The 23,509-nt window shown below is 66.5% G+C and carries 19 protein-coding genes and 1 tRNA gene; 18 read left to right on the top strand and 2 right to left on the bottom strand.

Annotated elements, in window-relative coordinates; genetic code table 11:
• Window positions 1-8 precede the first annotated feature (8 nt).
• The 16 genes from ACQU6B_RS07185 (at window position 9) to pyk (ending at window position 20,062) form a co-directional block, all read left to right on the top strand.
• Window positions 9-920 carry an FKBP-type peptidyl-prolyl cis-trans isomerase gene (locus ACQU6B_RS07185; RefSeq protein ID WP_430866864.1) on the top strand — a complete coding sequence of 304 codons (912 nt, stop codon included), beginning with the start codon at window positions 9-11 and terminating at the stop codon, window positions 918-920.
• Complete coding sequence (hisF, locus tag ACQU6B_RS07180) at window positions 920-1,690, top strand: imidazole glycerol phosphate synthase subunit HisF (RefSeq protein WP_430866863.1); 771 nt, start codon at window positions 920-922, stop codon at window positions 1,688-1,690. The genes ACQU6B_RS07185 and hisF overlap by 1 nt, the downstream gene beginning before the upstream one ends.
• Window positions 1,687-3,564 (top strand): ABC transporter ATP-binding protein, encoded by a 1,878-nt coding sequence (locus ACQU6B_RS07175; protein WP_430866862.1) that lies wholly within the window; start codon window positions 1,687-1,689, stop codon window positions 3,562-3,564. The genes hisF and ACQU6B_RS07175 overlap by 4 nt, the downstream gene beginning before the upstream one ends.
• On the top strand, window positions 3,561-5,501 hold the full coding sequence (locus tag ACQU6B_RS07170) for an ABC transporter ATP-binding protein (RefSeq protein ID WP_430866861.1): 1,941 nt from the start codon (window positions 3,561-3,563) through the stop codon (window positions 5,499-5,501). The genes ACQU6B_RS07175 and ACQU6B_RS07170 overlap by 4 nt, the downstream gene beginning before the upstream one ends.
• Before the next feature lie 29 nt (window positions 5,502-5,530).
• Complete coding sequence (gene hisI / locus ACQU6B_RS07165; RefSeq protein WP_430866860.1) at window positions 5,531-5,890, top strand: phosphoribosyl-AMP cyclohydrolase; 360 nt, start codon at window positions 5,531-5,533, stop codon at window positions 5,888-5,890.
• Entirely contained in the window at window positions 5,887-7,443 is a 1,557-nt protein-coding gene (locus tag ACQU6B_RS07160; protein WP_430866859.1) for an anthranilate synthase component I, read from the top strand. The genes hisI and ACQU6B_RS07160 overlap by 4 nt, the downstream gene beginning before the upstream one ends.
• Window positions 7,444-7,477: 34 nt before the next feature.
• On the top strand, window positions 7,478-7,714 hold the full coding sequence (locus ACQU6B_RS07155) for an HGxxPAAW family protein (protein ID WP_430866858.1): 237 nt from the start codon (window positions 7,478-7,480) through the stop codon (window positions 7,712-7,714).
• Window positions 7,715-7,763: 49 nt separating this feature from the next.
• Window positions 7,764-8,099 carry a hypothetical protein gene (locus ACQU6B_RS07150; RefSeq protein WP_430866857.1) on the top strand — a complete coding sequence of 112 codons (336 nt, stop codon included), beginning with the start codon at window positions 7,764-7,766 and terminating at the stop codon, window positions 8,097-8,099.
• A 72-nt stretch (window positions 8,100-8,171) separates the two neighbouring features.
• Window positions 8,172-8,546: a DUF2752 domain-containing protein gene (locus ACQU6B_RS07145; protein WP_430866856.1), complete on the top strand. Its 375-nt coding sequence runs from the start codon at window positions 8,172-8,174 to the stop codon at window positions 8,544-8,546.
• Between the two features lie 85 nt (window positions 8,547-8,631).
• Complete coding sequence (trpC, locus tag ACQU6B_RS07140) at window positions 8,632-9,441, top strand: indole-3-glycerol phosphate synthase TrpC (RefSeq protein ID WP_430866855.1); 810 nt, start codon at window positions 8,632-8,634, stop codon at window positions 9,439-9,441.
• A complete protein-coding gene (trpB, locus tag ACQU6B_RS07135; protein ID WP_430866854.1) occupies window positions 9,438-10,679 on the top strand; it encodes a tryptophan synthase subunit beta in 1,242 nt (413 codons plus the stop codon). Before trpC ends, trpB begins: the two co-directional genes overlap by 4 nt.
• The gene (trpA, locus tag ACQU6B_RS07130) at window positions 10,676-11,476 is read left to right on the top strand and encodes a tryptophan synthase subunit alpha (protein WP_430866853.1); all 801 of its coding nucleotides are present in this window, start codon (window positions 10,676-10,678) and stop codon (window positions 11,474-11,476) included. Before trpB ends, trpA begins: the two co-directional genes overlap by 4 nt.
• On the top strand, window positions 11,476-12,504 hold the full coding sequence (gene lgt / locus ACQU6B_RS07125; protein ID WP_430866852.1) for a prolipoprotein diacylglyceryl transferase: 1,029 nt from the start codon (window positions 11,476-11,478) through the stop codon (window positions 12,502-12,504). Before trpA ends, lgt begins: the two co-directional genes overlap by 1 nt.
• Before the next feature lie 126 nt (window positions 12,505-12,630).
• Entirely contained in the window at window positions 12,631-17,166 is a 4,536-nt protein-coding gene (gltB, locus tag ACQU6B_RS07120) for a glutamate synthase large subunit (protein WP_430866851.1), read from the top strand.
• Window positions 17,159-18,625: a glutamate synthase subunit beta gene (locus tag ACQU6B_RS07115; RefSeq protein WP_430866850.1), complete on the top strand. Its 1,467-nt coding sequence runs from the start codon at window positions 17,159-17,161 to the stop codon at window positions 18,623-18,625. The genes gltB and ACQU6B_RS07115 overlap by 8 nt, the downstream gene beginning before the upstream one ends.
• An 18-nt stretch (window positions 18,626-18,643) precedes the next feature.
• On the top strand, window positions 18,644-20,062 hold the full coding sequence (gene pyk / locus ACQU6B_RS07110; RefSeq protein WP_430866849.1) for a pyruvate kinase: 1,419 nt from the start codon (window positions 18,644-18,646) through the stop codon (window positions 20,060-20,062).
• A 121-nt stretch (window positions 20,063-20,183) separates the two neighbouring features.
• Here the strand turns inward: pyk and ACQU6B_RS07105 are convergent, their stop codons facing one another.
• Together ACQU6B_RS07105 and ACQU6B_RS07100 are read right to left on the bottom strand one after the other, a co-directional pair.
• Complete coding sequence (locus ACQU6B_RS07105; protein WP_430866848.1) at window positions 20,184-20,657, bottom strand: methylglyoxal synthase; 474 nt, start codon at window positions 20,655-20,657, stop codon at window positions 20,184-20,186.
• Window positions 20,658-20,775: 118 nt separating this feature from the next.
• Window positions 20,776-20,849, bottom strand: a tRNA-Leu gene (locus tag ACQU6B_RS07100).
• A 21-nt stretch (window positions 20,850-20,870) separates the two neighbouring features.
• Here ACQU6B_RS07100 and ACQU6B_RS07095 point away from each other — a divergent pair.
• Window positions 20,871-21,500 carry an ANTAR domain-containing response regulator gene (locus ACQU6B_RS07095; RefSeq protein ID WP_430866847.1) on the top strand — a complete coding sequence of 210 codons (630 nt, stop codon included), beginning with the start codon at window positions 20,871-20,873 and terminating at the stop codon, window positions 21,498-21,500.
• 154 nt (window positions 21,501-21,654) lie between these two features.
• Complete coding sequence (locus tag ACQU6B_RS07090; protein WP_430866846.1) at window positions 21,655-22,938, top strand: ABC transporter substrate-binding protein; 1,284 nt, start codon at window positions 21,655-21,657, stop codon at window positions 22,936-22,938.
• Window positions 22,939-23,509 lie beyond the last annotated feature (571 nt).

Below are 23,509 nucleotides of genomic sequence, written 5' to 3'. Positions count from 1 at the left end.
GGACGCGTATGCGCCGCCTCGTCGCTCTGACCCTTGCCGTCGTGCTGACGGCAGCGGGATGCGCATCGTCGAGCACGGATCCGTCCGCGAGCGCGACCGCCACCGGCCAGATCGACGCCATCACCATCGGCTCGTCGGACTCCCTGGCGCCCACCCTCGACTTTGTGCCGGGCCTCGACTACCTCGAGCCCGAGTACCGCGTGGAGTGGGACGGCGATGGCGACCCGCTTCAGGAGGGCCAGCCGCTGCTGCTCGACATCTACGGCGAGTCGCTCGAGGACCACACTCAGCTGATCAACACGTACGACGGCCTGCCGCGGTCGTTCCTGCTCGCGCCCGAGGTGGTGGGTCAGGAGTTGTACGACGTCCTCAAGACCGTCAACGTCGGCGCCCGAATCCTGCAGATATCCCCGGCCCCGACCGACGAGGCGGGAAAGCCGCCGGTCGCCGTGGTGATTGACGTCCTGCCCATTCGCGCCGTGGGGGTCGAGAACGATGCTCACCCCGACATGCCTGCGGTCACCCTGAGCGCCACCGGCGAGCCCACCATCGAGATCCCCGACACCGATCCACCGCCGGCGCTGATGTCGTCGACCCTGATTCAGGGCACCGGGGAGCAGATCACCTCCGGCTCATTCGTCACCGTGAATTACGTGGGAGTGCACTGGGGCGAGGGTGCGGACGACGAGACCTCCTGGGTGTCGGGCGACGTGTTCGAGAGCTCGTGGCCCGCGGAGAACGCGCCCTTTGAGACGCAGATTGGCGTGGGACAGGTCATCACCGGCTGGGACCAGGCACTCATCGACGTTCCCGCCGGCTCGCAGGTGGAGATCGTCGTGCCCGCGGAGGTCGGCTACCCCGACAAGGGCACGCTGGTGTTCGTCGTAGACATCCTTGACGTGTGGAACCCGGAGAGCTAATGCCTGTATCAATTCGCATCATTCCCTGCCTCGACGTAGACGCCGGCCGAGTAGTCAAGGGCGTCAATTTTGAGAATCTGCGCGACGCGGGCGACCCCGTCGAGCTGGCCGCGAAGTACGGCGCCACGGGGGCCGACGAGCTCACCTTCCTGGACGTCACGGCGTCCTCCGGGTCCCGCGAGACCACCTACGACGTGGTGCGCCGCACCGCCGAGCAGGTCTTCGTGCCCCTCACGGTAGGCGGCGGCATCCGAGCCACGGAAGACGTGGACAAGCTATTGCGCGCGGGGGCGGACAAGGTGGGCATCAACACGGCGGCCATCGCGCGGCCCGAGCTCATCAGCGAAATCGCGAGTCGCTTTGGCAACCAGGTGCTGGTGCTGTCCGTCGACGCGCGCCGATGCCAGGGCGAGACTCGTACCGAGTCCGGCTTCGAGGTCACGACGCACGGCGGGCGAGTCGGTACCGGCATCGACGCGGTCGAGTGGGCCGCGCGAGTCGAGCGCCTCGGGGCGGGCGAGATCCTGCTGAACTCCATGGACGCGGACGGTACCGCGGCCGGTTTCGACCTCGAGATGATCCGCGCGGTGCGCGCCGTGGTGTCGCTACCGTTGGTCGCCTCCGGCGGAGCGGGACGCCCCGAGGACTTTGTCGACGCCGTCAAGGCGGGGGCCGATGCGGTTCTCGCCGCGAGCGTTTTCCACTTTGGTCAGTTCACCATCGCCGAGGTAAAGGACCACCTTCGCGCTGCGGGAATTGAGGTGCGGTGACCCGTTCCGACCGGGATACCGCCAAGGACTACGACCTTCACGGCTCCTTCACGCGTCGAGCGCTCGGCCTGCTAGGACACGCGCTTCGCACCGAACCCTTACGTTTTGGCGTCGCGATCGCGGCCGCTGCGGCGTTCAGCCTGCTCACGGTGGTCTTCGGCACCCTGCTCGGGCGAATCACCGACGACGTCGTCATCCCCGGAATCGAGGGGGAGCCCATCGAGGGCATCTGGGGCGACTACACCCAGGACCCCAAGACGGCCATCATTCTCGCGGGCGGAGCCTTCCTCGCCATCGGCATCGTGAACGCCGTGCTCGTGGGCGTGCGGCGCGCGGTCCAGGGCAGCGCGGTCGCCGGGGTGGGCGCCAGGCACCGAAGGGTGATCGCCGATGCGCTGGCGGCCCTGCCGCTCGGTTGGCACCGCGCGAACCCGTCGGGACGGCTGCTGTCCGCCATGTCCTCGGACTCTGAGACCGCCACCGACACCCTGCACCCCTTCGCCTTCACGGTGGGGTCGTTCGTGATGATGTTCGCCGCCGGCTACTCGATGTGGGTCATGGACCCGTGGCTCGCGATCACGGGTCTCGCGGTGGTGCCCGTGATCTTCGTGGTCAACGTCGTGTACGAGCGCGTCATCACGCCGCGCTGGGACAAGGGCCAGAGCCTGCGCTCCGACGTGTCGACCATCGCGCACGAGAGCTTCGAAGGCGGCACGGTGGTCAAGGCGCTAGGCGCCGAGGACCTCGAGACCAAGCGCTTCGCCGAGTCCGCACGAGCGTTGCGCGACGCGGACACCAAGGTTGGCCGGACGTCGGCCTGGTTCGAGCCGATGATGGATGTGGTGGTGCCGCTAGGTTCCGTCGCGCTGATGATCGTCGGCGCGTACCGGGCGGCCGCTGGTGCGGTGAGCGTCGGCGACGTGGTGGCCTCGATCTACCTGGTGACTCTGCTCGCGGTACCGATTCGCGGACTGGGATGGCTGCTGGGTCAGATGCCGCAGGCGCTGGTCGCGTTCCGTCGCGTGGGCGAGATCTCGCGTGCGGCGACCGAGGTCGACGACCCGGGCACCGTGCGCATGCCCGGCGAAGGCGCGGGACACGTGGCCTTCGAGCGTGCTGACATCGGCGCGGACGACGGCGACGGCAACCTTGCCGTGATCCTGCGCGACGTGTCGCTGACCCTAGAGCCAGGCACCATTACGGCACTCGTCGGCGCGACGGGAGCGGGCAAGAGCACCGTGGCCCTCGCCGCGGCGCGCCTGGCTCGCCCCGTGTCAGGCGAGATCCTGCTGGACGACACGGATCTGAGCACCATCGCCGCGCTCGGGGATCACGTGGCGCTGGTCCCGCAGTCCGCCTTCGTGTTCGCGGGCTCGGTGCGCGACAACGTCACCCTGGGCGATGACTTCTCCGACGACCAGGTGTGGAGCGCCCTGCGGCAGGCCAACGTGTTGGACGTGGTCGAGAAGCTTTCGCGCGAGGGCGTCGAGCCCCTCGACGCGGTGCTCAGCGAGCGCGGGATGAACCTGTCCGGGGGACAGCGCCAGCGACTCGCCCTGGCCCGCGCGTTGGTGCGCGAGCCACGGGTGTTGGTCCTCGACGACGCCACGTCCGCGGTGGACCCGCGCGTCGAACAGCAGATCCTGCGCGGCCTGGGCGCGGACGGTCGCGGCCCCACGGTGCTGATCATCGCGTATCGGTTGGCGTCGATTCTGCTCGCGGACCACGTGGTGCACGTCGAGCACGGCCGAGTGGTCGACGCGGGATCGCACGCGGAGCTCATCGAGCGTGACGGCGTGTACCGTTCGCTGGTGCTCGCCTACGAGGAGGACTCAGAGCGCCAGGCCGCTCAGGAACGGGGGTACGTCGGATGACCGCCACCCCGGATCCCATGGTGCCGGATCCCACTGCGCCCGAACTCACGACGCCAGAGCCGACGACGCCCGGGCCCATGCGTGCGAAGTCGAGCGCGCTCGAGGCGGAGTCGCCAAAGGTCAAGACGCCCAAGGCGAAGGTTCCCAAGGTCAAGACGCCCCGGGCGAAGCCGCCGAGCCTCGCCAAGACCTTTAAGCAGGGCTTGAGCGTCAGCCCAGAGTTCCGCGTGGGGCTCGGCGTCACGCTTGCGCTGGCGACCCTCGCGGCGGTCGGCCGGGCCGCGGTGCCCTTCCTTATTCAGCGCATCACCGACCTGGGCCTACTGGCGCCGGGCGGGGTGAACACGACGGTGGTGGTCTGGTACGCCGCGGCGGGAGCCGTGGTGCTGATCGTTGGCGCGATCCTCGCGTGGCGGGTGCGCACCAGGATGGTGACAGCGGCCGAGGCGGGTCTCGCGACGCTGCGCGTGCGCGCGTTCAAGAAGGTGCACGAGCTCTCCGTCCTCACCCAGAACGAGGAGCAGCGCGGCCGCTACGTCTCGCGGGTCACCGGCGACGTCGACACCATGCGGGACCTCATGCAGTGGACCGGGGCGGCGATGATCATCGCGGCGCTCGAGTCCCTGGTGGTCTTCGCGGTGATGGTCGCCTACTCGTGGCAACTATCGGTGGTGGTGCTGCTCGCCTTCGCCCCGATGGGGCTGTCACTGATCTGGATCCAGCCGCGCGTCCGCCAGGCGTTCCAGTGGGTGCGCGAGCAGATGGGCGACCTCCTGGGCCGCACGTCGGAGCAGATAGTCGGCGTCTCCACCATCCGGTCGTACGGCGTACAGAAGCGCATGCGCGACCAGCTCCACGGCGAGATCGACTCGATTCTCGCCTCGGAGCGACGCGCGTCACGGGTCGCGGCCTTCACCTTCTCCTCCACGGTGTTGGGTCAATCGCTCGCGACCGGACTCGCGCTCATCGTGGGTACGGGGCTGGGCATGAGCGGCGACCTGAGCGTCGGCACCGTGGTCGCCTACGCGTTCCTGGTCTACATGTTCTCCGGTCCGCTGATGTGGATCATCGAGATGCTCGCGGAGATGCAGCGTGCGATGGTCGGCTGGCGTCGCGTGCTCGAGCTGGTCGACGCCCCGGTGACGGTGGCGGATCCTGGACCCGACGGCACCGACATCCCGCACGGCCACGGCGAGCTCGACATTCAGGGCGTGCGCCTGACGTATCCCGGCGGACCCGAGGTGCTCAAGGGCATCAACCTCAACGTCCCCGCGGGCAAGCGCATCGCGCTCGTGGGCCAGACCGGCTCCGGCAAGACCTCGCTCGCGAGGCTCATGTCGCGATTCTTCGACCCCACCGAGGGCGTGATCCGCGTGGGCGGAGTCGACGTGCGCGACGTCCCCATGGAGTCCCTGCGCCGATCGGTGGCGGTGGTTCCGCAGGAGGGCTTCCTGTTCGACGGCACCATCCGCTCAAACCTCGCGTACGCGAGGCCCGATGCCACCGCCGACGACCTCGAGCGCCGCGCCCTGGCTGCCTTCGAGTCCCTCGGGCTGGAGGCGTGGCTCGCCACGCTCCCGCGCGGAATCGACACCCCGGTGGGGCCCCGCGGAGAGTTGCTGTCCGCCGGCGAGCGACAGTTCATCTCGATCGCGAGGGCGTACCTGCGCGACCCGGACCTGCTGATCCTGGACGAGGCGACCTCGGCCGTTGACCCGGCGACTGAGGTCCGCATCTCGCGGGCGCTCGAGGGACTCATGCGGGGACGCACGTCCGTCGTCATCGCCCACCGGCTGTCCACCGCGGAACGCGCAGACATCGTGGGCGTCATGGAGCACGGCGAGCTGGTCGAGGTGGGACCGCACCGCGATCTGGTGAACGCCGGCGGCATCTACTCCGAGCTCTACGCGGCGTGGGTCTCGCAGACCCGTGACTGATTCGCGCGCGAGCATGGAAAGATAGTCGCATGCCTCTGGATACCAGCATCGCCGCACGCCTCAAGCGCGACTCCGCCGGACTCGTCTGCGCCGTGGTGCAGCAATACGACACCGGAGAGGTGTTGATGGTCGCGTGGATGAACGACGCAGCGCTCGCCGAGACGTTGACAACCGGCCGCGCCGTGTACTGGAGCCGCTCCCGCCAGGAGATGTGGCGTAAGGGCGACACCTCTGGAAACGTCCAGTGGGTGAAGTCTGCTGAGCTCGACTGCGACGGCGACGCCATTCTGCTCAAGGTGGACCAGCACGGCCCCGCCTGTCACACCGGCACGCGCACGTGCTTCGAGGCGGGCGGCTCCCTAGGCGCCGTCGTGGCAGAGCAGTCATGACCGCCGCGCCGTCGCCAGCAGACCTCGAGTGGGGTCAGACGTGGCCATCGTTGCCGGAGTTCGCCGAACTCGGCGCGACGCATCGCGTGGTGCCCGTGGCGCGACGCATCCTCGCCGACGGCCTCACGCCGGTGGCCGTGTACCGGGCGCTCGCGCAGGCCCGTCCGGGCACCTTTATCTTGGAGTCGGCGGAGCCGGACGGCACGCGCGGCCGCTTCTCGTTTGTCGGCGTGCACTCGCGCGCGACGCTCACGATCGACGGCGACGACGCCCGATGGACGGGCGACGTGCCCGTCGGCCTGACGGACGAGGCGCCTCTGGCGTCCATCCAGCTCGCGCTCGACGAACTCAAGTCGGAGGCCATCCCTGGCCTGCCGCCGCTCACAGGCGGGCTCGTGGGCGTCATCGGCTGGGACATCGTGCGGCAGTGGGAGCCGACGCTCCCGAACGCCGCCACGCGGGACCTCGACGTTCCCGATGCCGTGCTGTGCCTGGCGACCGACATCGCGGCGATCGACCACCACGACGGCTCGGTGTGGCTGATCTCGAACGCGGTCAACGCGGACGCGCAGGAGAGCGGCATCGAGGCGGCCTACGACGCCGCCTTGCTGCGCCTGGACGCGATGCAGGCGGACCTCCTCGCGGCAAAGGCGGGGGAGATCTCGGTGGCGACGCCGGACGCGCCCGAGCCGCGCATCGACCGCCGGTCCGAGGCTTGGGACTACCAGAAGGCAGTCGAGGCCGGCAAGGACGCCATCCGCGAGGGCGAGGTCTTCCAGGTTGTTCCCTCGCAGCGATTCGACGTCGAGTGCACCGCCTCGCCGCTGGACGTCTACCGGGTGCTGCGCACCATCAACCCCAGCCCGTACATGTACTACTTCGAGCTCGAAGACGCCCAGGGCAGGCAGTTCGCCGTGGTCGGAGCGAGCCCCGAGTCGCTTGTGACGGTTCACGACCGCGCTGTTACCACGTTCCCCATCGCAGGATCGCGCCCGCGCGGGGCCACCCCAGAGCAGGACCGGCAGCTCCAGGAGGATCTGCTCGCGGATCCCAAGGAGCTCGCGGAGCACGTGATGCTGGTCGACCTGGCGCGCAACGACCTGGTCAAGGTGTGCGAGCCCACCTCCGTCGAGGTGGTGGACTTCATGCAGGTCAACCGCTACAGCCACATCATGCACATCTGCTCCACTGTGGTCGGCAAGCTCGAGCCGCAGTACGGCCCGCTCGACGCGCTCACGGCGACCTTCCCAGCCGGCACGCTGTCGGGCGCGCCCAAGCCGCGCGCGATCGCGCTCATCGACGCGTTCGAACCCACCCGGCGTGGGTTCTACGGCGGGGCCGCGGGATACTTCGACTTCGCTGGGAATATGGACCTCGCGATCGCGATCCGCACGGCGCTCATCAAGGACAACGTCGCGCACGTGCAGGCCGGCGCTGGCGTGGTGGCCGACTCGGTGCCGGAAACCGAGGAGCAGGAGACGCAGCACAAGGCGGCCGCGATGGTTCGCGCCGTCTCGGTCGCGTCCAGGCTCAGGCCCGCTGGGCCCCGCTAGACTATCGAGCAGATTACCGAACCAAGGAGTACTTATGTCGAGCATTCACCTCGAGCCGCAGGACCTTCCGGACATCGCGCCGCACAACCACGGCCGCACCAGGGCCGCCTGGGTGACCAACGGCTCCATCGTCTTTGGGTTCCTGCTCGCATCCATCGGCCTCGCAATTCTCTTTGCGCCGCTCATGTGGATCGGCGGCGTCATCATCGTTGTGGGAATGATCGCAGGCGGAGTCCTCAGAGCGCTGGGCCACGGTCAACCGCTAGGGTAGTTTCCGCGCGCGATAATCGTGTGCAGCGGAACTATCAGAGGAGATAGCGATGACTGCAGTACCCCCACCCCCGCCGCCCAACTCGGGTGTCCCCATGGGAACGCCTGGAGTGAACCCGGCTGAGGCGAAGAACAACCTCGGCGTCTGGGCACTCGTGCTGGGCATCCTGTCGCTGGTTTGCTGTGGATTGCTGGCAGGCATCCCGGCCATCATCCTCGGCAAGAAGTCCAAGGAGGCTCAGGCTCAGGGACTCGCGACTAACGGCAACCTCGGTAACGTCGGTTTCATCCTTGGACTCATCGGTACGATCCTTACTTCGATCGGCTGGATCCTTTACTTCGTGCTCGTGGTCCTCGCGACCGCGGGCGGCGTGTCTACCTACTAGCACGTCATGGTGTTGGAGGCGCTTCCGCGAGTTCCGGTGACCCCGCCCACGCGGCGCAAGGTAGCCGGGCCAATGGTGGCAGCTCTTTCTTTGGGCGCGGCGGCGGTCTATACCGCCGCCGCGAACCCCTACCAGGCCGGTTTCTTTCCGTCCTGTATCTACCTCTCCGCCACCGGGCACTGGTGCCCGGGTTGTGGCGGACTGCGCGCGACGCACGACATCCTCCGCGGCGACTTCGGTGCCGCGATGGGTATGAATCCCGTCGTCGTGCTGGTGATTCTGCCCCTGATCGTGGTGTCTATGGCCTGGTGGTTGCTGTCCGCCTTCGGTATGCGGCTCCCAAAAATTGTCGTCCCCACCTGGGTCGCGTGGGCGCTGCCCGCACTGCTCGGCGTGTTCTGGATACTGCGTAACATCCCAGCGCTGGAGCCCTGGCTCGCGCCGTAGACCGAGACGCCTCAAGCGCCGTTGTCCGCCGGTCATCGGCTGACGCGCGCGCCGGTACCATGGGACACATGGGAAAGGTGGGCTCATGAACGTACTTGACAGCATTGTTGCTGGCGTCAAGGAGGACCTGGCGGTTCGCCAGTCCGAGACGTCGATGGACGCACTCAAGGAGCGCGCCGCGCGACTTCCGAGTGCACTCGACGCACGCCAGATGCTTGCGCGCGAAGCGGTGGCGGTGATCGCCGAAGTGAAGCGATCGAGCCCGTCTAAGGGTGGCATCGCTGAGATCGTCGACCCGGCGGCGCTTGCCACGGAGTATGAGGCCGGCGGAGCATCGGTGATTTCGGTCCTGACCGAGCAGCGGCGCTTTGGCGGCTCGCTCGCGGATCTTGACGACGTGCGCCGCAAGGTAGACATCCCGATCCTTCGCAAGGACTTCATCGTCACGCCGTATCAGGTGTGGGAGGCGCGCGCCCACGGCGCGGACGTCGTCCTGCTGATCGTCGCGGCACTGGAGCAGATGGCCCTCGAAAGCCTGATCGAGCGCGTTCACTCGCTGGGCATGTGCGCGCTGGTCGAGGTCCACGACGAGCTCGAGGTCAAGCGCGCGGCTGACGCTGGAGCGCGAGTTGTCGGAGTGAACGCACGCAACCTGCGCACGCTCGAGGTTGACCGCGACACCTTTGCGCGCGTCGCCCCCACTATCCCCGACGGCATCCTGCGCATTGCAGAGTCCGGCATCCGGGACTCGCACGACGTGGTGGAGTACGCCCGCATGGGCGCGGACGCCGTGCTGGTAGGCGAGGCGCTGGTCAAGGACAACAACCCCCGCCAGGCGGTGGCCGAGATGGTCGCCGCCGGTTCACACCCGGCTCTGCGATCGGTGCGCCCGTGACCGAGTCAACTCCCGCGGTTCCCTCTTTGCAGTCGGCGCCGGGGCCATTCTTTGGCGAGTTCGGCGGCCGGTTTGTCCCCGAGGCCCTGGTGGCCGCGTTGGACGAGCTCACCGACGCCTACGAAAAGGCCCGTCTAGACCCGGCCTTCGATGCCGAACTGTCGCGACTGGCCCGCGAATACTCCGGACGCCCCAGCATCATCACGGAGGTGCCGCGCTTCGCGAAGCACGCCGGCGGTGCGCGCGTGATCCTCAAGCGCGAGGACCTCAACCACACCGGCTCGCACAAGATCAACAACGTGCTCGGTCAGGCGCTGCTGACCAAGCGTATCGGCAAGACCCGCGTGATCGCGGAGACCGGCGCGGGCCAGCACGGCGTCGCAACCGCCACCGCGGCCGCCCTCATGGACCTCGAATGCGTGGTCTACATGGGCGAAGAGGACACCGAGCGGCAGTCGCTCAACGTGGCGCGCATGCGCCTGCTCGGCGCGACGGTCATCCCCGTCAAGACGGGATCCCGCACGCTCAAGGACGCGATCAACGAGACGTACCGCGACTGGGTCGCGAACGTCGACACCACCAACTACGTCTTCGGAACGGCCGCGGGGCCCCACCCGTTCCCGGCAATGGTGCGCGACTTCCAGCGCGTCATCGGCCTCGAGGCGCGCGAGCAGCTGCTCGCGCTCGGCGGGCTACCGGACGCCGTTATTGCGTGCGTGGGCGGCGGCTCCAACGCGATCGGCATCTTCGACGCGTTCCTGGACGACAAGGACGTGCGTCTCATCGGCTGCGAGGCCGGGGGAGACGGGTTCGAGACCGGTCGCCACGCCGCGACCATCACGGGCGGAAAGCTGGGCGTTCTACACGGCTCGCGCTCCTACCTATTGCAGGACGCGGACGGTCAGACCATCGAGTCGAACTCGATCTCCGCAGGGCTGGACTACCCGGGCGTTGGCCCGCAGCACTCCTGGTTGGCAGACCTGGGCCGCGCCGAGTATTGGGCGGTCACGGACGCCGAGGCGATGGAGGCCTTTCGCCTGCTGTGCCGCACGGAGGGAATCCTGCCCGCCATCGAGTCGTCGCACGCGCTCGCCGGCGCGATGAAGCTCGGCCGCGAGCTCGGACCTGAAGCGACGCTGCTGGTGAGCCTGTCCGGCCGCGGCGACAAGGACGTGGAGACCGCCGCGAGGTACTTCGACATGCTTCCCGAGCCCTCCACGTCAGGTGAGGGCGCATGAGCGCGCTCACCGAGCGTCTCGACCAGATCAAGGCCGAGGGTCGCAGCGCGCTGATCGGCTACCTGCCCGTGGGGTACCCCAGCGTCGCGGGCTCGATCCGCGCCATCGAGGTGATGGTCGAGGCCGGAGTCGACATAGTCGAGGTGGGCCTGCCGTACTCGGACCCCGTGCTCGACGGGCCGACGATCCAGCTCGCCGCAGAGGAAGCCTTGCGGTCCGGCACGCGCGTGTCCGACGTGTTCCCGGCGGTTCAGGCGGCGGTAGCCGCGGGCGCGCCCGCCGTGGTGATGTCCTATTACAACCCCATGCTTCAGTACGGTCTAGAGCGCTTTAGTGCGGACCTTGCCGCTGCGGGTGGATCCGGCGTGATCACGCCGGACCTGACTCCGGACGCCGCGCAGGACTGGACCGCCGCCGCGTCGGCGCACTCCCTTGACCAGATTTACTTGGTCGCGCCTTCCTCGACGCAGGAACGGCTCCATCTGACCGCTGCGGCGACCTCTGGCTTCGTCTACGCGGCCTCCATCATGGGAGTGACGGGGGAGCGTGCTTCGGTCGGCGACGCCGCCGAGCGGCTCGTCGCAGACACCAGGGCAGCCGGCGCGGCGCGCGTGTGCGTCGGACTCGGCGTGACGACGGGCGTGCACGCGGCGAAGGTGGCCGCGTACGCGGACGGCGTGATCGTGGGATCCGCGCTGGTTCGCTGCCTGACAGACAATGACGATCTAGAAGCCGGTCTGGCCGCGTTGCGACTCAAGGTCGCTGAACTCGCGGCCGGCGTGAGGGGCAACGCCTGATGTACACGAGTATCCCCAGTCCGCCGCCCGAGTGGAGTTCGCTCTCGCTCGGCCCGCTGACCATCCACCTGTACGCCATCATGATCCTGATCGGGATCTTCGTGGGCCTGTGGATCGCCACCCGGCGCTGGGTGGAGCGCGGCGGTGACCCCGAGGTGGTCGGCTCGATCGCTATCTGGGCCATCCCTTTCGGCATCATCGGCGGCCGCATCTATCACGTGATCTCCTCGCCCGCCGCCTACTTTGGCGAGGGTGGCAGCCCACTCAAGGCCTTCGAGATCTGGAACGGCGGACTGGGAATCTGGGGCGCGGTGGCCTTCGGAGCGCTCGGCGCGTACATCGGCGCCAAGCGCAACGGCGCATCCTTCACCGCCTTCATGGACGCGGCGGCCCCCGGACTTCTGGTCGCGCAGGCCATCGGCCGGCTGGGCAACTACTTCAACCAGGAACTGTTCGGCTCGCCCAGCAGCCTGCCGTGGGCGCTGCAGATCGACCCCGCGTTCCGCCCCGAGGGCTTCGAGCAGTACACGACCTTCCACCCGACGTTCCTTTACGAACTGCTCTGGAATCTCGCGGGTGCAGCGCTGCTGATCTACCTCGACAAGAAGTGGGATCTGCGCGGCGGCCGCGTGTTCTGGCTTTACGTGGTGGTCTACACGACCGGCCGCCTGTGGATCGAGAACGTCCGCATCGACGAGGCGGTCCAGATCGCTGGCCTGCGCGTGAACGTGTGGGTGTCGCTGGTGGTGCTCGTAGGCGCCCTGCTGACGTTCATCCTGCTCGGGCGCTCCCAGGAGGAACGGCCCACCCGGGTTCCACGTTCGGAGCTGGCGGCGCCGCTCGTGCTCGCCGGGGCTAAGGGCTCCGCTGTCCCCGCTGGTAACTCAGCGAGCGACGACTCAGAGGTAGAGCAGATCTCCGACGTCCACGCACGTGACGAAGGTCATGAGGACCCCACAGATTCTGCGAATAGCATTGACGAAGAGAGTTCGAAGGGCCAGAAGCCGGCCGATGGCGGGGTTTCCTAGGGTCCTCGGATTCCTATTCCTTGCCCAAAACCAGGTAGTGTGTTTACCCGTGTGTAAGCCGGGCCGATGGCGCCCCGAAATCAATGAACCCGTGGCATAAGCCCACGAGCAATTAAGGACGGTGCAATGGCTGGATATCTCGGCGCCAATCGACCCACAAACGGGTTGTACGACCCTGCCTATGAGCACGACGCGTGTGGTGTCGCCTTCGTGGCGACCCTGCGAGGTAAGCCCGGCAGGGACATCGTCGAGGCCGGCCTGACCGCGCTCAAGAACCTGGAACACCGCGGTGCAGTCGGTGCGGAGACGGAGACCGGCGACGGCGCCGGAATCCTCACCCAGGTGCCCGACGCCTTCCTGCGTGCCGTGGTGGACTTCGACCTCCCCGAGGCCGGCGCCTACGCAGTCGGCATCGCGTTCCTGACGCCCGGAGCCGAGGACGCCGAGGTAGCCGCCTTCCAGGCCGTGGCCAAAGTAGAGAACGCGACCGTGCTGGGATGGCGCGACGTGCCGGTGGACCCCGCCTCGCTGGGCCCTTCAGCCCGCGCCTCGATGCCGACCTTCCGTCAGGTATTCGTCGCGGCAGACGACCTCGCGGGCATCGACCTGGACCGTCGCGTGTACCGGGTACGCAAGCGCGCCGAGAAGAACGGCGGCCCGTTCTTCGCCTCGCTGTCCTCGCGCACGCTGACCTACAAGGGCATGCTGACCACCTACCAGCTTGAGAAGGTGTTCCCGGATGTCACCGACAGCCGGTTCGCGTCCGAGCTGGCGCTGGTCCACTCGCGCTTCTCGACCAACACCTTCCCGTCGTGGCCGCTCGCGCAGCCGCTGCGGAGCATCGCGCACAACGGCGAGATCAACACCGTCCAGGGCAACCGCAACTGGATGAGCGCCCGCCAGGGCACGCTTAAGGCGGACGTACTCGGCGAGATGTCCGACCTGATGCCCATCTGCACCCCGTCGGCTTCGGATACCGCGTCCTTCGACGAGGTACTCGAGCTGCTGCACCTGGGTGGACGCACGCTTCCCCACGCGGTGCTGATGATGATGCCCGAGGCGTGGCAGAACAACTTTGAGATGAACCCCGCACGCCGCGCGTTCTACGAGTACCACTCGACGCTCATGGAGGCCTGGGACGGCCCCGCCGCGCTGCACTTCACCGATGGCACGCTCATCGGCGCGACGCTCGACCGCAACGGGCTACGCCCGGGGCGCTTCTGGGTCACGGACGACGGCATGGTGCTTGCGGGCTCCGAGGCCGGACTGCTGGACATCGACCCCGCCAAGGTGATCCGCAAGGGTCGCCTTCAGCCCGGGCGCATGCTCCTCGTGGACACGGCCGAGGGCCGGATCATCGAGGACGAGGAGATTAAGTCTCAGCTCGCCGCAGAACACCCGTACGAGAGCTGGGTCGAGGACAACGCGGTGCGGCTCTCGAACGTGCCCGATCGCGAACACATTTCTCACTCGCGCGCGTCGGTCAAGCGCCGCCAGCGGGCCTTCGGTTACACCGAAGAAGAGGTCAAGATTCTGCTGACGCCCATGGCTCAGAACGCCATGGAGCCGATTGGTGCGATGGGCACGGACACCCCGATCGCGGTGCTTTCCCAGCGTCCACGCCTGCTGTTCGACTACTTCACACAGATGTTCGCACAGGTCACCAACCCGCCGCTGGACTCCATCCGAGAGCAGATCGTCACCGCGATCGGCGGCGCAATTGGTCCCGAGCCGAACCTCCTCGAGGCCACGCCGGATCACGCGCGCAAGGTGATCCTTGACTTCCCGGTCCTCGACAACGACGAGTTGGCGAAGATTGAGCACATCGAGATGGACCGCAAGCTACGCGACGTCTTCTCGTCGCGCAAGATTCGCGGTCTCTACCGAGTCGCGGAGGGCGGCCAGCGTCTAGAGGAGCGGCTCTCAGAGATCTTCGCCGAGGTGGACGCCGCCGTCGCGGATGGCGTGTCCTTCATCATCCTGTCCGACCGCGACTCGAACCAGGACCTGGCGCCAATCCCGTCACTCCTGCTCGTCTCCGCGGTGCACCACCATATGGTGCGTCACCACTCCCGCACCAGGGTGTCGCTGCTCGCCGAGGCGGGAGACGTGCGCGAGGTCCACCACGTCGCGTTGCTGGTTGGCTACGGCTGTGCCGCGGTCAACCCCTACCTGGCCATGGAGACCGTCGAGGACCTCGCGACGCGAGGCTACCTGGGCGACATCACGCCGCAGCAGGCCACGGCGAACCTCATCAAGGCGCTCGGCAAGGGCGTCCTCAAGATCATGTCCAAGATGGGCATCTCCACTATCGCGTCCTACCGCGGCGCACAGGTATTCGAGGCCGTCGGTCTGTCGCGGGAGTTTGTCGCGCGTCACTTCACGGGCACGCCCAGCCAGATTGATGGCGTCGATATCGAGGTCATCGCTGCCGAGGTGGCCGCGCGCCACTCGGACGCCTACCCCGCATCGGGCGAACTGCCTGTCCACGAGCGTCTCAACACCGGTGGCGAGTACCAGTGGCGCCGCGACGGCGAGGAGCACCTGTTCGACCCGCACACGGTGTTCAAGCTCCAGCACGCGACCGCCACGCGCCAGTACGACGTCTTCCGGGAGTACACGGACCGCGTCGACAACCAGGCCAAGCGCGCTATGACGCTTCGCGGACTGTTCGAGTACAAGTCCGAGCGCGAGTCCGTGTCGATCGACGAGGTCGAGCCCGTCAGCGAGATCGTGAAGCGGTTCAACACCGGCGCGATGTCCTACGGGTCAATCTCGGCCGAGGCGCACGAGACCCTGGCTATCGCCATGAACCGACTCGGTGCGAAGTCCAACACGGGGGAGGGCGGCGAGGCAGTTGATCGCCTGTACGACCCCGAGCGCCGCAGCGCCATCAAGCAGATCGCGTCGGGACGCTTTGGCGTCACGAGCGAGTACCTGGTGAACGCGGACGACATCCAGATCAAGCTCGCGCAGGGCGCCAAGCCCGGCGAGGGTGGCCAGTTGCCCGCGAACAAGGTGTACCCGTGGGTGGCGCAGACGCGTCACTCGACGCCCGGTGTTGGCCTCATCTCGCCCCCGCCGCACCACGATATCTACTCGATCGAAGACCTCAAGCAGCTGATCCACGACGCGAAGAATGCCAACCCTCTGGCGCGCATTCACACCAAGCTCGTGTCCGAGGTTGGCGTCGGTACCATCGCGGCCGGAGTTGCCAAGTGCAAGTCCGACGTCGTGCTGATCTCCGGCCAGGACGGCGGAACCGGCGCGAGCCCGCTCAACTCCCTCAAGCACGCAGGTGCGCCGTGGGAGATTGGCCTCGCGGACACCCAGCAGACGCTGGTCATGAACGACCTGCGTGACCGCATCGTCGTTCAGGTTGACGGCCAGCTGAAGACCGGCCGCGACGTCGTGATCGCGGCCTTGCTCGGCGCTGAAGAGTTCGGCTTCGCTACGGCGCCGCTGATTGTCTCCGGCTGCATCATGATGCGCGCGTGCCATCTCGACACATGCCCGGTCGGCGTCGCGACTCAGAACCCGGAGTTGCGTGCGCGCTTCACTGGCCAGGCCGACCACGTGGTCAACTTCTTCGAGTTCATCGCCCAGCAGGTGCGCGAGCAGCTCGCGCAGCTCGGTTTCCGCACGATCGCCGAGGCGGTCGGTCACGTCGAGGCGCTCGAGACCCGCGCGGCCATCGACCACTGGAAGGCGCAGGGACTCGACCTCAGCCGCGTGCTGGCGGTTCCCGAGCAGGGTCGAGCCTTGATCAGCTCGACCACGCAGGACCACGGGCTAGACCGCGCACTTGACAACGAGCTCATCGCCTTGGCGGAGCCCGCACTCGAACGCGGCGAGCACGTCGTAATCGACAAGCCGATCCGCAACGTCAACCGCACCGTGGGAACGATGCTGGGCTACGAAGTGACGCGCCGCTACCGCGGTGCCGGACTCGAGCCGGGCACCATCCAGGTGAACTTCACCGGCTCCGCCGGGCAGTCCTTCGGAGCCTTCCTGCCGCGCGGCATCACGCTGCGCTTGACCGGAGACGCCAACGACTACGTCGGCAAGGGGCTGAGCGGCGGGCGAGTCATCGTCCGTCCGGCACCCGAGGCCATGTTGGACGACAGCCGCGATGTGATTGCAGGTAACGTCATCGGCTACGGCTCCACGAGCGGCGAGATGTTCCTCCGGGGCCAGGTGGGCGAGCGTTTCTTTGTCCGCAATTCCGGCGCCACCGCCGTAGTAGAGGGCGTGGGCGACCACGCGCTCGAGTACATGACGGGCGGCACCGCGGTGATTATGGGTAGCACCGGTCGCAACCTGGGCGCGGGAATGTCCGGCGGCACGGCGTATGTGCTGGATCTTCGCGAGCAGCGAGTGAACGCGGACGCCTTGGCAGCGGGGGAGCTCATCCTGAGCCCGCTCGATGCCGAGGATGCCACCCTGGTTAGGACGCTGATCGAGCGTCACGCGGCTGAGACTCAGTCTCCGCTGGCCCGTGAGTTGCTTGCTCACTGGGACCAGAACGTGCAACGCTTTACTCGGGTGTTGCCCGCACAATTTGCGCGAGTACGCGACGCGCTCGCCGAGCTCGAGGCGACGGGCGGGGATCTTCTCGCTCCGGGTGCCTGGGCCGAGTTCTTGGAGGTGACCAGTGGGTGATCCACGCGGATTTATGAAGATTCGGGAGCGCGAGCTCCCGCCGAGCCGCCCGGTAGAGGTACGCCTACTCGACTGGAAGGACGTCAAGGATGAGCTGGGCAAGGACGAGACTGTCCTGCGCCGGCAGGCGACCCGCTGCATGGACTGTGGCGTGCCGTTCTGCCATGAGGGTTGCCCCCTAGGTAACCTCATTCCCGAGTGGAATGACCTGGTCCGCCAGGGTCAGTGGCTCGACGCGAGCGACCGTCTCCACGCGACGAACAACTTCCCGGAGTTCACCGGTCGGATCTGTCCCGCGCCGTGCGAGAGCTCGTGCGTGCTGGGCATCAACCAGCCCGCGGTGACCATCAAGAACATCGAAGTCTCGATCGTCGACAAGGCGTTCGAAATGGGCTACCTGGGGCCGCACGTGCCCCAGCGTCAGACGGGCAAGACCATTGCCGTGGTCGGTTCAGGGCCCGCCGGACTCGCTGCGGCTCAGCAGCTCACCCGGGCGGGACATACTGTCGCCGTGTTTGAGAAGGACGACCGCATCGGCGGGCTGATGCAGTACGGCGTGCCGGACTTCAAGCTCGAGAAGCGTCACATCACTCGCAGGCTCGACCAGATGCGAGCCGAGGGCACTCGATTCCGTGTCAGCGTCGAGATCGGCAAGGACATCACGTGGGACGCGCTGCGTGACCGTTATGACGCGGTGCTGGTCGCCACGGGCGCCCCGGTTCCTCGCGAGCTCCCGCTGCCCGGCCGCGATCTTGACGGCATCCACTTCGCGATGCCGTACCTCATTGAGGGCAACAAGGCCGCGGCTGGCGACGACGTTCCCGACCAGATCACGGCTGCAGGTAAGCACGTGATCGTCATCGGTGGCGGCGACACTGGCTCAGACTGCATCGGTACCGCGCTGCGTCAGGGTGCAGCATCGGTCACCACCCTTGCTATCGGCAAGAAGCCGGCGCTCGAGCGCACGGACAGCACGCCGTGGCCGGTGGACCCCCGAATTTTTGAAATCTCTTCGAGCCATGAAGAGGGTGGCGAGCGAAATTACCTGGCTTCTACCGTCGAGTTTGTAAGCGACGAGAGCGGGCACGTTAAGTCACTGAAGGTTGCCGAGACCCAGTACAATGCGGACGGGTCGCGGACACCGATGGCTGGCACAGAACATGAAATTCCAGCGGACCTGGTGTTGATCGCGATGGGCTTTACGGGACCGGACACAGGAGCGTTGGCCGGCCAGGCTGACGTTGCAGTGACCGAACGTAGGCAGATCCAGCGCGACGAGGCATACGCGACGAGCGCCCCTGGCGTCTTTGTCGCTGGGGATGCAGGACGCGGCGCTTCGCTCATCGTTTGGGCGATCGCCGAGGGCCGTGCCGCAGCGGCCGCTATGGATGAATACTTGACTGGGAGCACCGAGCTTCCGGCACCTGTGACGGCGCGCACGGTTGCGCTCCGCGCTTAGAAATTGAGGCTGAAAAATATGCGTAAAGCAAAGATTGTCTGCACCATCGGTCCGGCGACCGCTTCGCTAGAGCAGATGCGTCTGCTCGTGGGAGCTGGAATGGACGTGGCGCGTATCAACCGCAGCCACGGCAGCGCCGCTGAGCACGAAGAGGTCTACAACAACGTCCGCCAGGCGGCGGAAGAGGCCGGACGCAACGTCGCGGTCCTCGTCGACCTCCAGGGTCCCAAGATCCGCCTCGAGCGCTTCATCGACGGTCCTCACCACCTCGCGGTGGACGACGTCTTCACCATCACGAACCGCGACGTAGAGGGCACCAAGGACATCTGCGGCACGACCTTCAAGGGCCTGCCGGGCGACTGCAACGTTGGGGACTCGCTCCTCATCGACGACGGCAAGGTCCGCCTCGAGGTGACCGCGGTGACTGACACCGACGTCGTCACCCGTGTCGTTGTTCCCGGTCCGGTCTCCAACAACAAGGGAATCAACCTTCCCGGCGTGGCCGTCTCGGTTCCCGCGCTGTCGGAGAAGGACGAGGACGACCTCCGCTGGGGCCTCGCCCTCGGCGCCGACTTCATCGCGCTGTCGTTCGTCCGCTCCGCGGCCGACTACGAAGACGTCGCACGCATCATGGCCGAAGAGGGACGCACCGTTCCCGTCGTCGCCAAGGTCGAGAAGCCTCAGGCAGTCGACAACCTCGAAGAGATCGTCGACGCGTTCGACGGCATCATGGTCGCCCGCGGTGACCTCGGCGTGGAGCTCCCGCTCGAAGACGTGCCGCTGGTCCAGAAGCGCGCTATCGAGCTGTGCCGCGCACAGGCCAAGCCGGTCATCGTCGCCACCCAGGTGCTGGAGTCGATGATTTCGTCGCCAGTGCCCACGCGCGCCGAGACCTCCGACTGCGCGAACGCCGTCCTCGACGGTGCAGACGCAGTGATGCTTTCAGGTGAGACCTCGGTGGGCGAATTCCCCATCATCACGGTCGAGACCATGGCACGCATCATCCAGAACACCGAGGAGAAGGGTGGAGACCGCATCGCGCCTTTCCTCACCACTCCCAAGACCCGCGGTGGCTCGATCACGCACGCCGCTGCTGACATCGCAGACACGCTTGACGTGAAGTACATCATCACGTTCACGCAGTCGGGTGACTCGGCGCTGCGCATGTCGCGCTTGCGTCCCAAAATCCCCATGCTTGCGTTCACGCCCGACGCTCACACGCAGAAGATGCTCTCGCTTAGCTGGGGCATCAACGCGGAGCTCGTCGCCAAGGTCGACTCCACGGACGAGATGGTCAACCTGGTTGACGGCTTCCTGAAGGAGTCAGGCAAGGCAGTAGACGGCGACTACGTAGTTGTGGTCTCGGGTACGCCCGTTGGCGTTCCCGGCACCACCAACTCGATCTTCGTTCACAAGGTCGGTCAGGTCCGCCTCTAGCGGTCAGACTCGCACGTAAGAAAGCCCGCCACCGGTCATGCCGGTGGCGGGCTTCTCTCGTCTTGGGGCTGGGTCTGTCTCGCGGTGGAGGCGGTGGACGCGGTGGACGCGGTGGAGTGTCCTAGTGCTCGGCGCGCAGCGTCGCCCAGTCTCGGTCGCCCAGGTCGGGGACGGCGCGGGCGTAGGGTTCCGCGAAGAGCGGCGAGGAGATGAGGAAGTCGGCCGTGGCCATGTTCGAGGCCATCGGGATGTTCCACACAGCGCCGATGCGCAGCAGGGCCTTGACGTCGGGGTCGTGGGGTTGCGCCTCGAGCGGGTCCCAGAAGAAGAAGAGCGTATCGATCCCGCCCTCCGCGATCTTGGCGCCAATCTGCTGGTCGCCACCCACGGGGCCGGAGAGGAATCTTGTCACCTTGAGGCCAAGTTCGAACTCGAGCATCGTGCCGGTGGTGCCCGTCGCGTAGAGGTGATGCTTGGACAGCGTCCCCCTGTTGAAGTCGGCCCACGTGAGCAGGTCGACCTTCATGTTGTCGTGTGCCACGAGGGCGATGTGGCGCTTCGTGTCGTTCGTACGCTTCGCGCTGATTTTTGACATGGCACCAGTATCGCGCGTCCGAGGCCGTACGGCCAGGGGCAGGACTGCAGTGGACAACGCAGAAGAGCCACCCGCGGTGACGATGGTCACGTTGCGGGTGGCTCTCCTGGTCTCTCTGTGCCCCGAGTGGGATTCGAACCCACACTGGTACGGGTTTGAGCCGTATGCCTCTGCCAGTTGGGCTATCGGGGCGCGCACACTAGGCTAGCGGTTGTGACCGAAACTTCTGACAACAACACTCAAGAGTCTGCCCCATCGGCCGGCATCAAAAAACGACGCGCCATTGTGGCTGAGGACGAGGCGCTGATCCGTATGGACATCGTCGAGACCCTCATCGAGGGCGGGTACGACGTCGTCGGCGAGGCGGCGAACGGCGAGGAGGCCGTGGCCCTCGCCAAGGAGCACAAGCCCGACGTCATCGTCATGGACATCAAGATGCCCGTCATGGACGGCATCACCGCGGCTGAGCACATCGCTCAGGACAGGCTCGCGCCCGTCGTCCTACTGACCGCCTTCTCTCAGAAGGAGCTCGTGGAGCGCGCCCGCGACGCCGGCGCGATGGCCTACGTCGTCAAGCCGTTTACTCCGGGCGACCTGCTTCCCGCGGTCGAGATCGCGGCGTCCCGTTTTGTGGAGATCCGTGCCCTCGAGAACGAGATTGCAGATATCAATGACCGCATGGAGACGCGCAAACTTGTAGAGCGCGCAAAGGGCCTGCTCATGGAAACAATGAAACTGAATGAGCCAGAGTCATTCCGATGGATTCAGAAGACGTCAATGGATCGTCGTCTAACCATGAAGGAAGTTGCCGAAGCAGTCGTCGACCAAATGGGAAAGAAGTAAATTACCCAGGTATTCATTGTTAAACGTCACGAAATCGTGATGAATGTGACCCACTATCGAAATAAAATGCCTGTAGCGTCTAGGTATTGCACGCGAGGAAGGTCCTCGTGGTAATCGAACGGCGGGGTCTCCCCGTCGAGTTGGAGGGAACAACATGGCACGATGGAATACCATCGCCCGCGGAGCGGCTCTAGTAGCCGTTGGCGCGCTGGCCTTGGCCGCTTGCTCTTCCAGTGACGACGCGGAGCCTTCGAGCTCCGGTTCAGCTGGCGCAAGCGACTCACCCGCAGCATCCGGCGACGGCCTGCTCATTGGCTCGCTGCTACCTATCACTGGAAGTCTTGCGTACCTCGGCCCGCCCGAGATCGCTGGCGTCGACCTCGCTATTGAGGAAATCAACGCTGCTGGCGGCGTGATGGGAACTCCCGTCACCGTCGAGCACACTGACTCGTCAGATGCAGACAACCCCACGATCGCAAGCACCTCGGTCAGCAAGCTGATCGGTGACGGCGCAGCCGCCATCGTCGGCGCTGCATCGTCGACGGTTTCGCTTAACGTGGTGGACACCATCGCGAAGGCATCCACCGTGATGATCTCGCCGGCCAACACCTCGACGGCGCTTTCTGGCTACTCACCGTTCTACTTCCGCGTGGCACCGCCGGACACCGTCCAGGGCAACGTTCTCGGAAACCTGATCGTCAACGACGGTCACAAGAAGATCGGCGTGCTGGTCTTCAACGAGGACTACGGAACGTCACTTCGCGACGTCATCTCTGAGACCGTCACGGCTGAGGGCGCGGAGATCGTCTACGGCAACGCCGGCCAGGAATTCGACCCCAAGGCGTCGAACTTCTCCTCCGACGTGCAGGCCGTGCTGGCTGCAGAGCCCGACTCGATCGTCATCATCGCGTTCGACCAGACCAAGCAGATCATCCCGGAGCTCGTGAGCGCCGGCTGGACTGACATGAGCGCGGTCTACATGACTGACGGAAACACGGCAGACTACTCTGCTGACTTCGACGCAGGTGTCCTTGAGGGTGCACAGGGTACGATTCCTGGCGCATTCCCCGATGACGCATTCAAGGAGCGCCTGAACTCAGTCGCACCCGCACCGCTCGACTCGTTCGCATACGGCCCCGAGTCGTACGACGCAACCATCCTGGTTGCTCTCGCGGCAGAGAAGGGCCAGGGCACTGACGGCATCACGGTTCAGGAGAACCTGGCTGCAGTTTCCGGTGCTACTGGTGGAGCAGATTGCACCACGTACGCGGAGTGCCTCGCAATGGTCCAGGCCGGCGATGAGATCAACTACAAGACGGTAGCTGGCTCCGGTCCGATCAACGAGCAGAACGACCCGTCGAGTGCCTTCATCGGCATCTACGAGTACCAGAACGACAACACCATCGTGTGGCAGAGTGCACAGGAGGGTCAGGCCTAAAGCCTTCCCCCTGCTCTAAATCTCGATAGCGAGGAGCCCCCGGCCATTGGCCGGGGGCTCCTTTGCGTGCCGGGCGTGCCCATCCCGATAGAACGCCGGAGACTCGATGCGGCATGCGTCTTGCCCTCGCGCGCGCCCTGGGGGTCTATAACCGCACGCTCCGGGTACCGGTTGCGTCCCAGTGGTCCATGAGCGCACGCTCCGCGCGCCCGTGACGCCCTGTTGGTCTACGAGCGCACGCTCCGGGTACCGGTGACGCCCCAGTGGTCCATGAGCGCACGCTCCGGGTACCGGTGACGCCCCAGTGGTCAGGCACCGCACGCCGCCCGCGCCAGTGCCACGCAATCGCAAGGGTGGCAACGTGAGCCCGCCACCGGGGGAGTGGCGCCCTCACGCCAGTAGCACCCCAGCGGTCCATAACCGCGCGCTCCGGGCACCAGCACCACCCCAGCGGTCCATGGACGCGCGCGAGGTTCCAATCGGTTCGAGAGGCCCGCGCGCTACATGGACGTCTGGCGGGCGCAAAAAGGCCGCGGCGCCCAATGGGCGGCCGCGGCCTTCTTGAAAGTGC

This window comes from Demequina aurantiaca (assembly GCF_050598105.1).
Classification (GTDB): domain Bacteria; phylum Actinomycetota; class Actinomycetes; order Actinomycetales; family Demequinaceae; genus Demequina; species Demequina aurantiaca_A.
The sequence above is the reverse complement of the archived record's forward strand: the minus strand, read 5'-3'. Positions and strand labels throughout refer to the sequence as shown.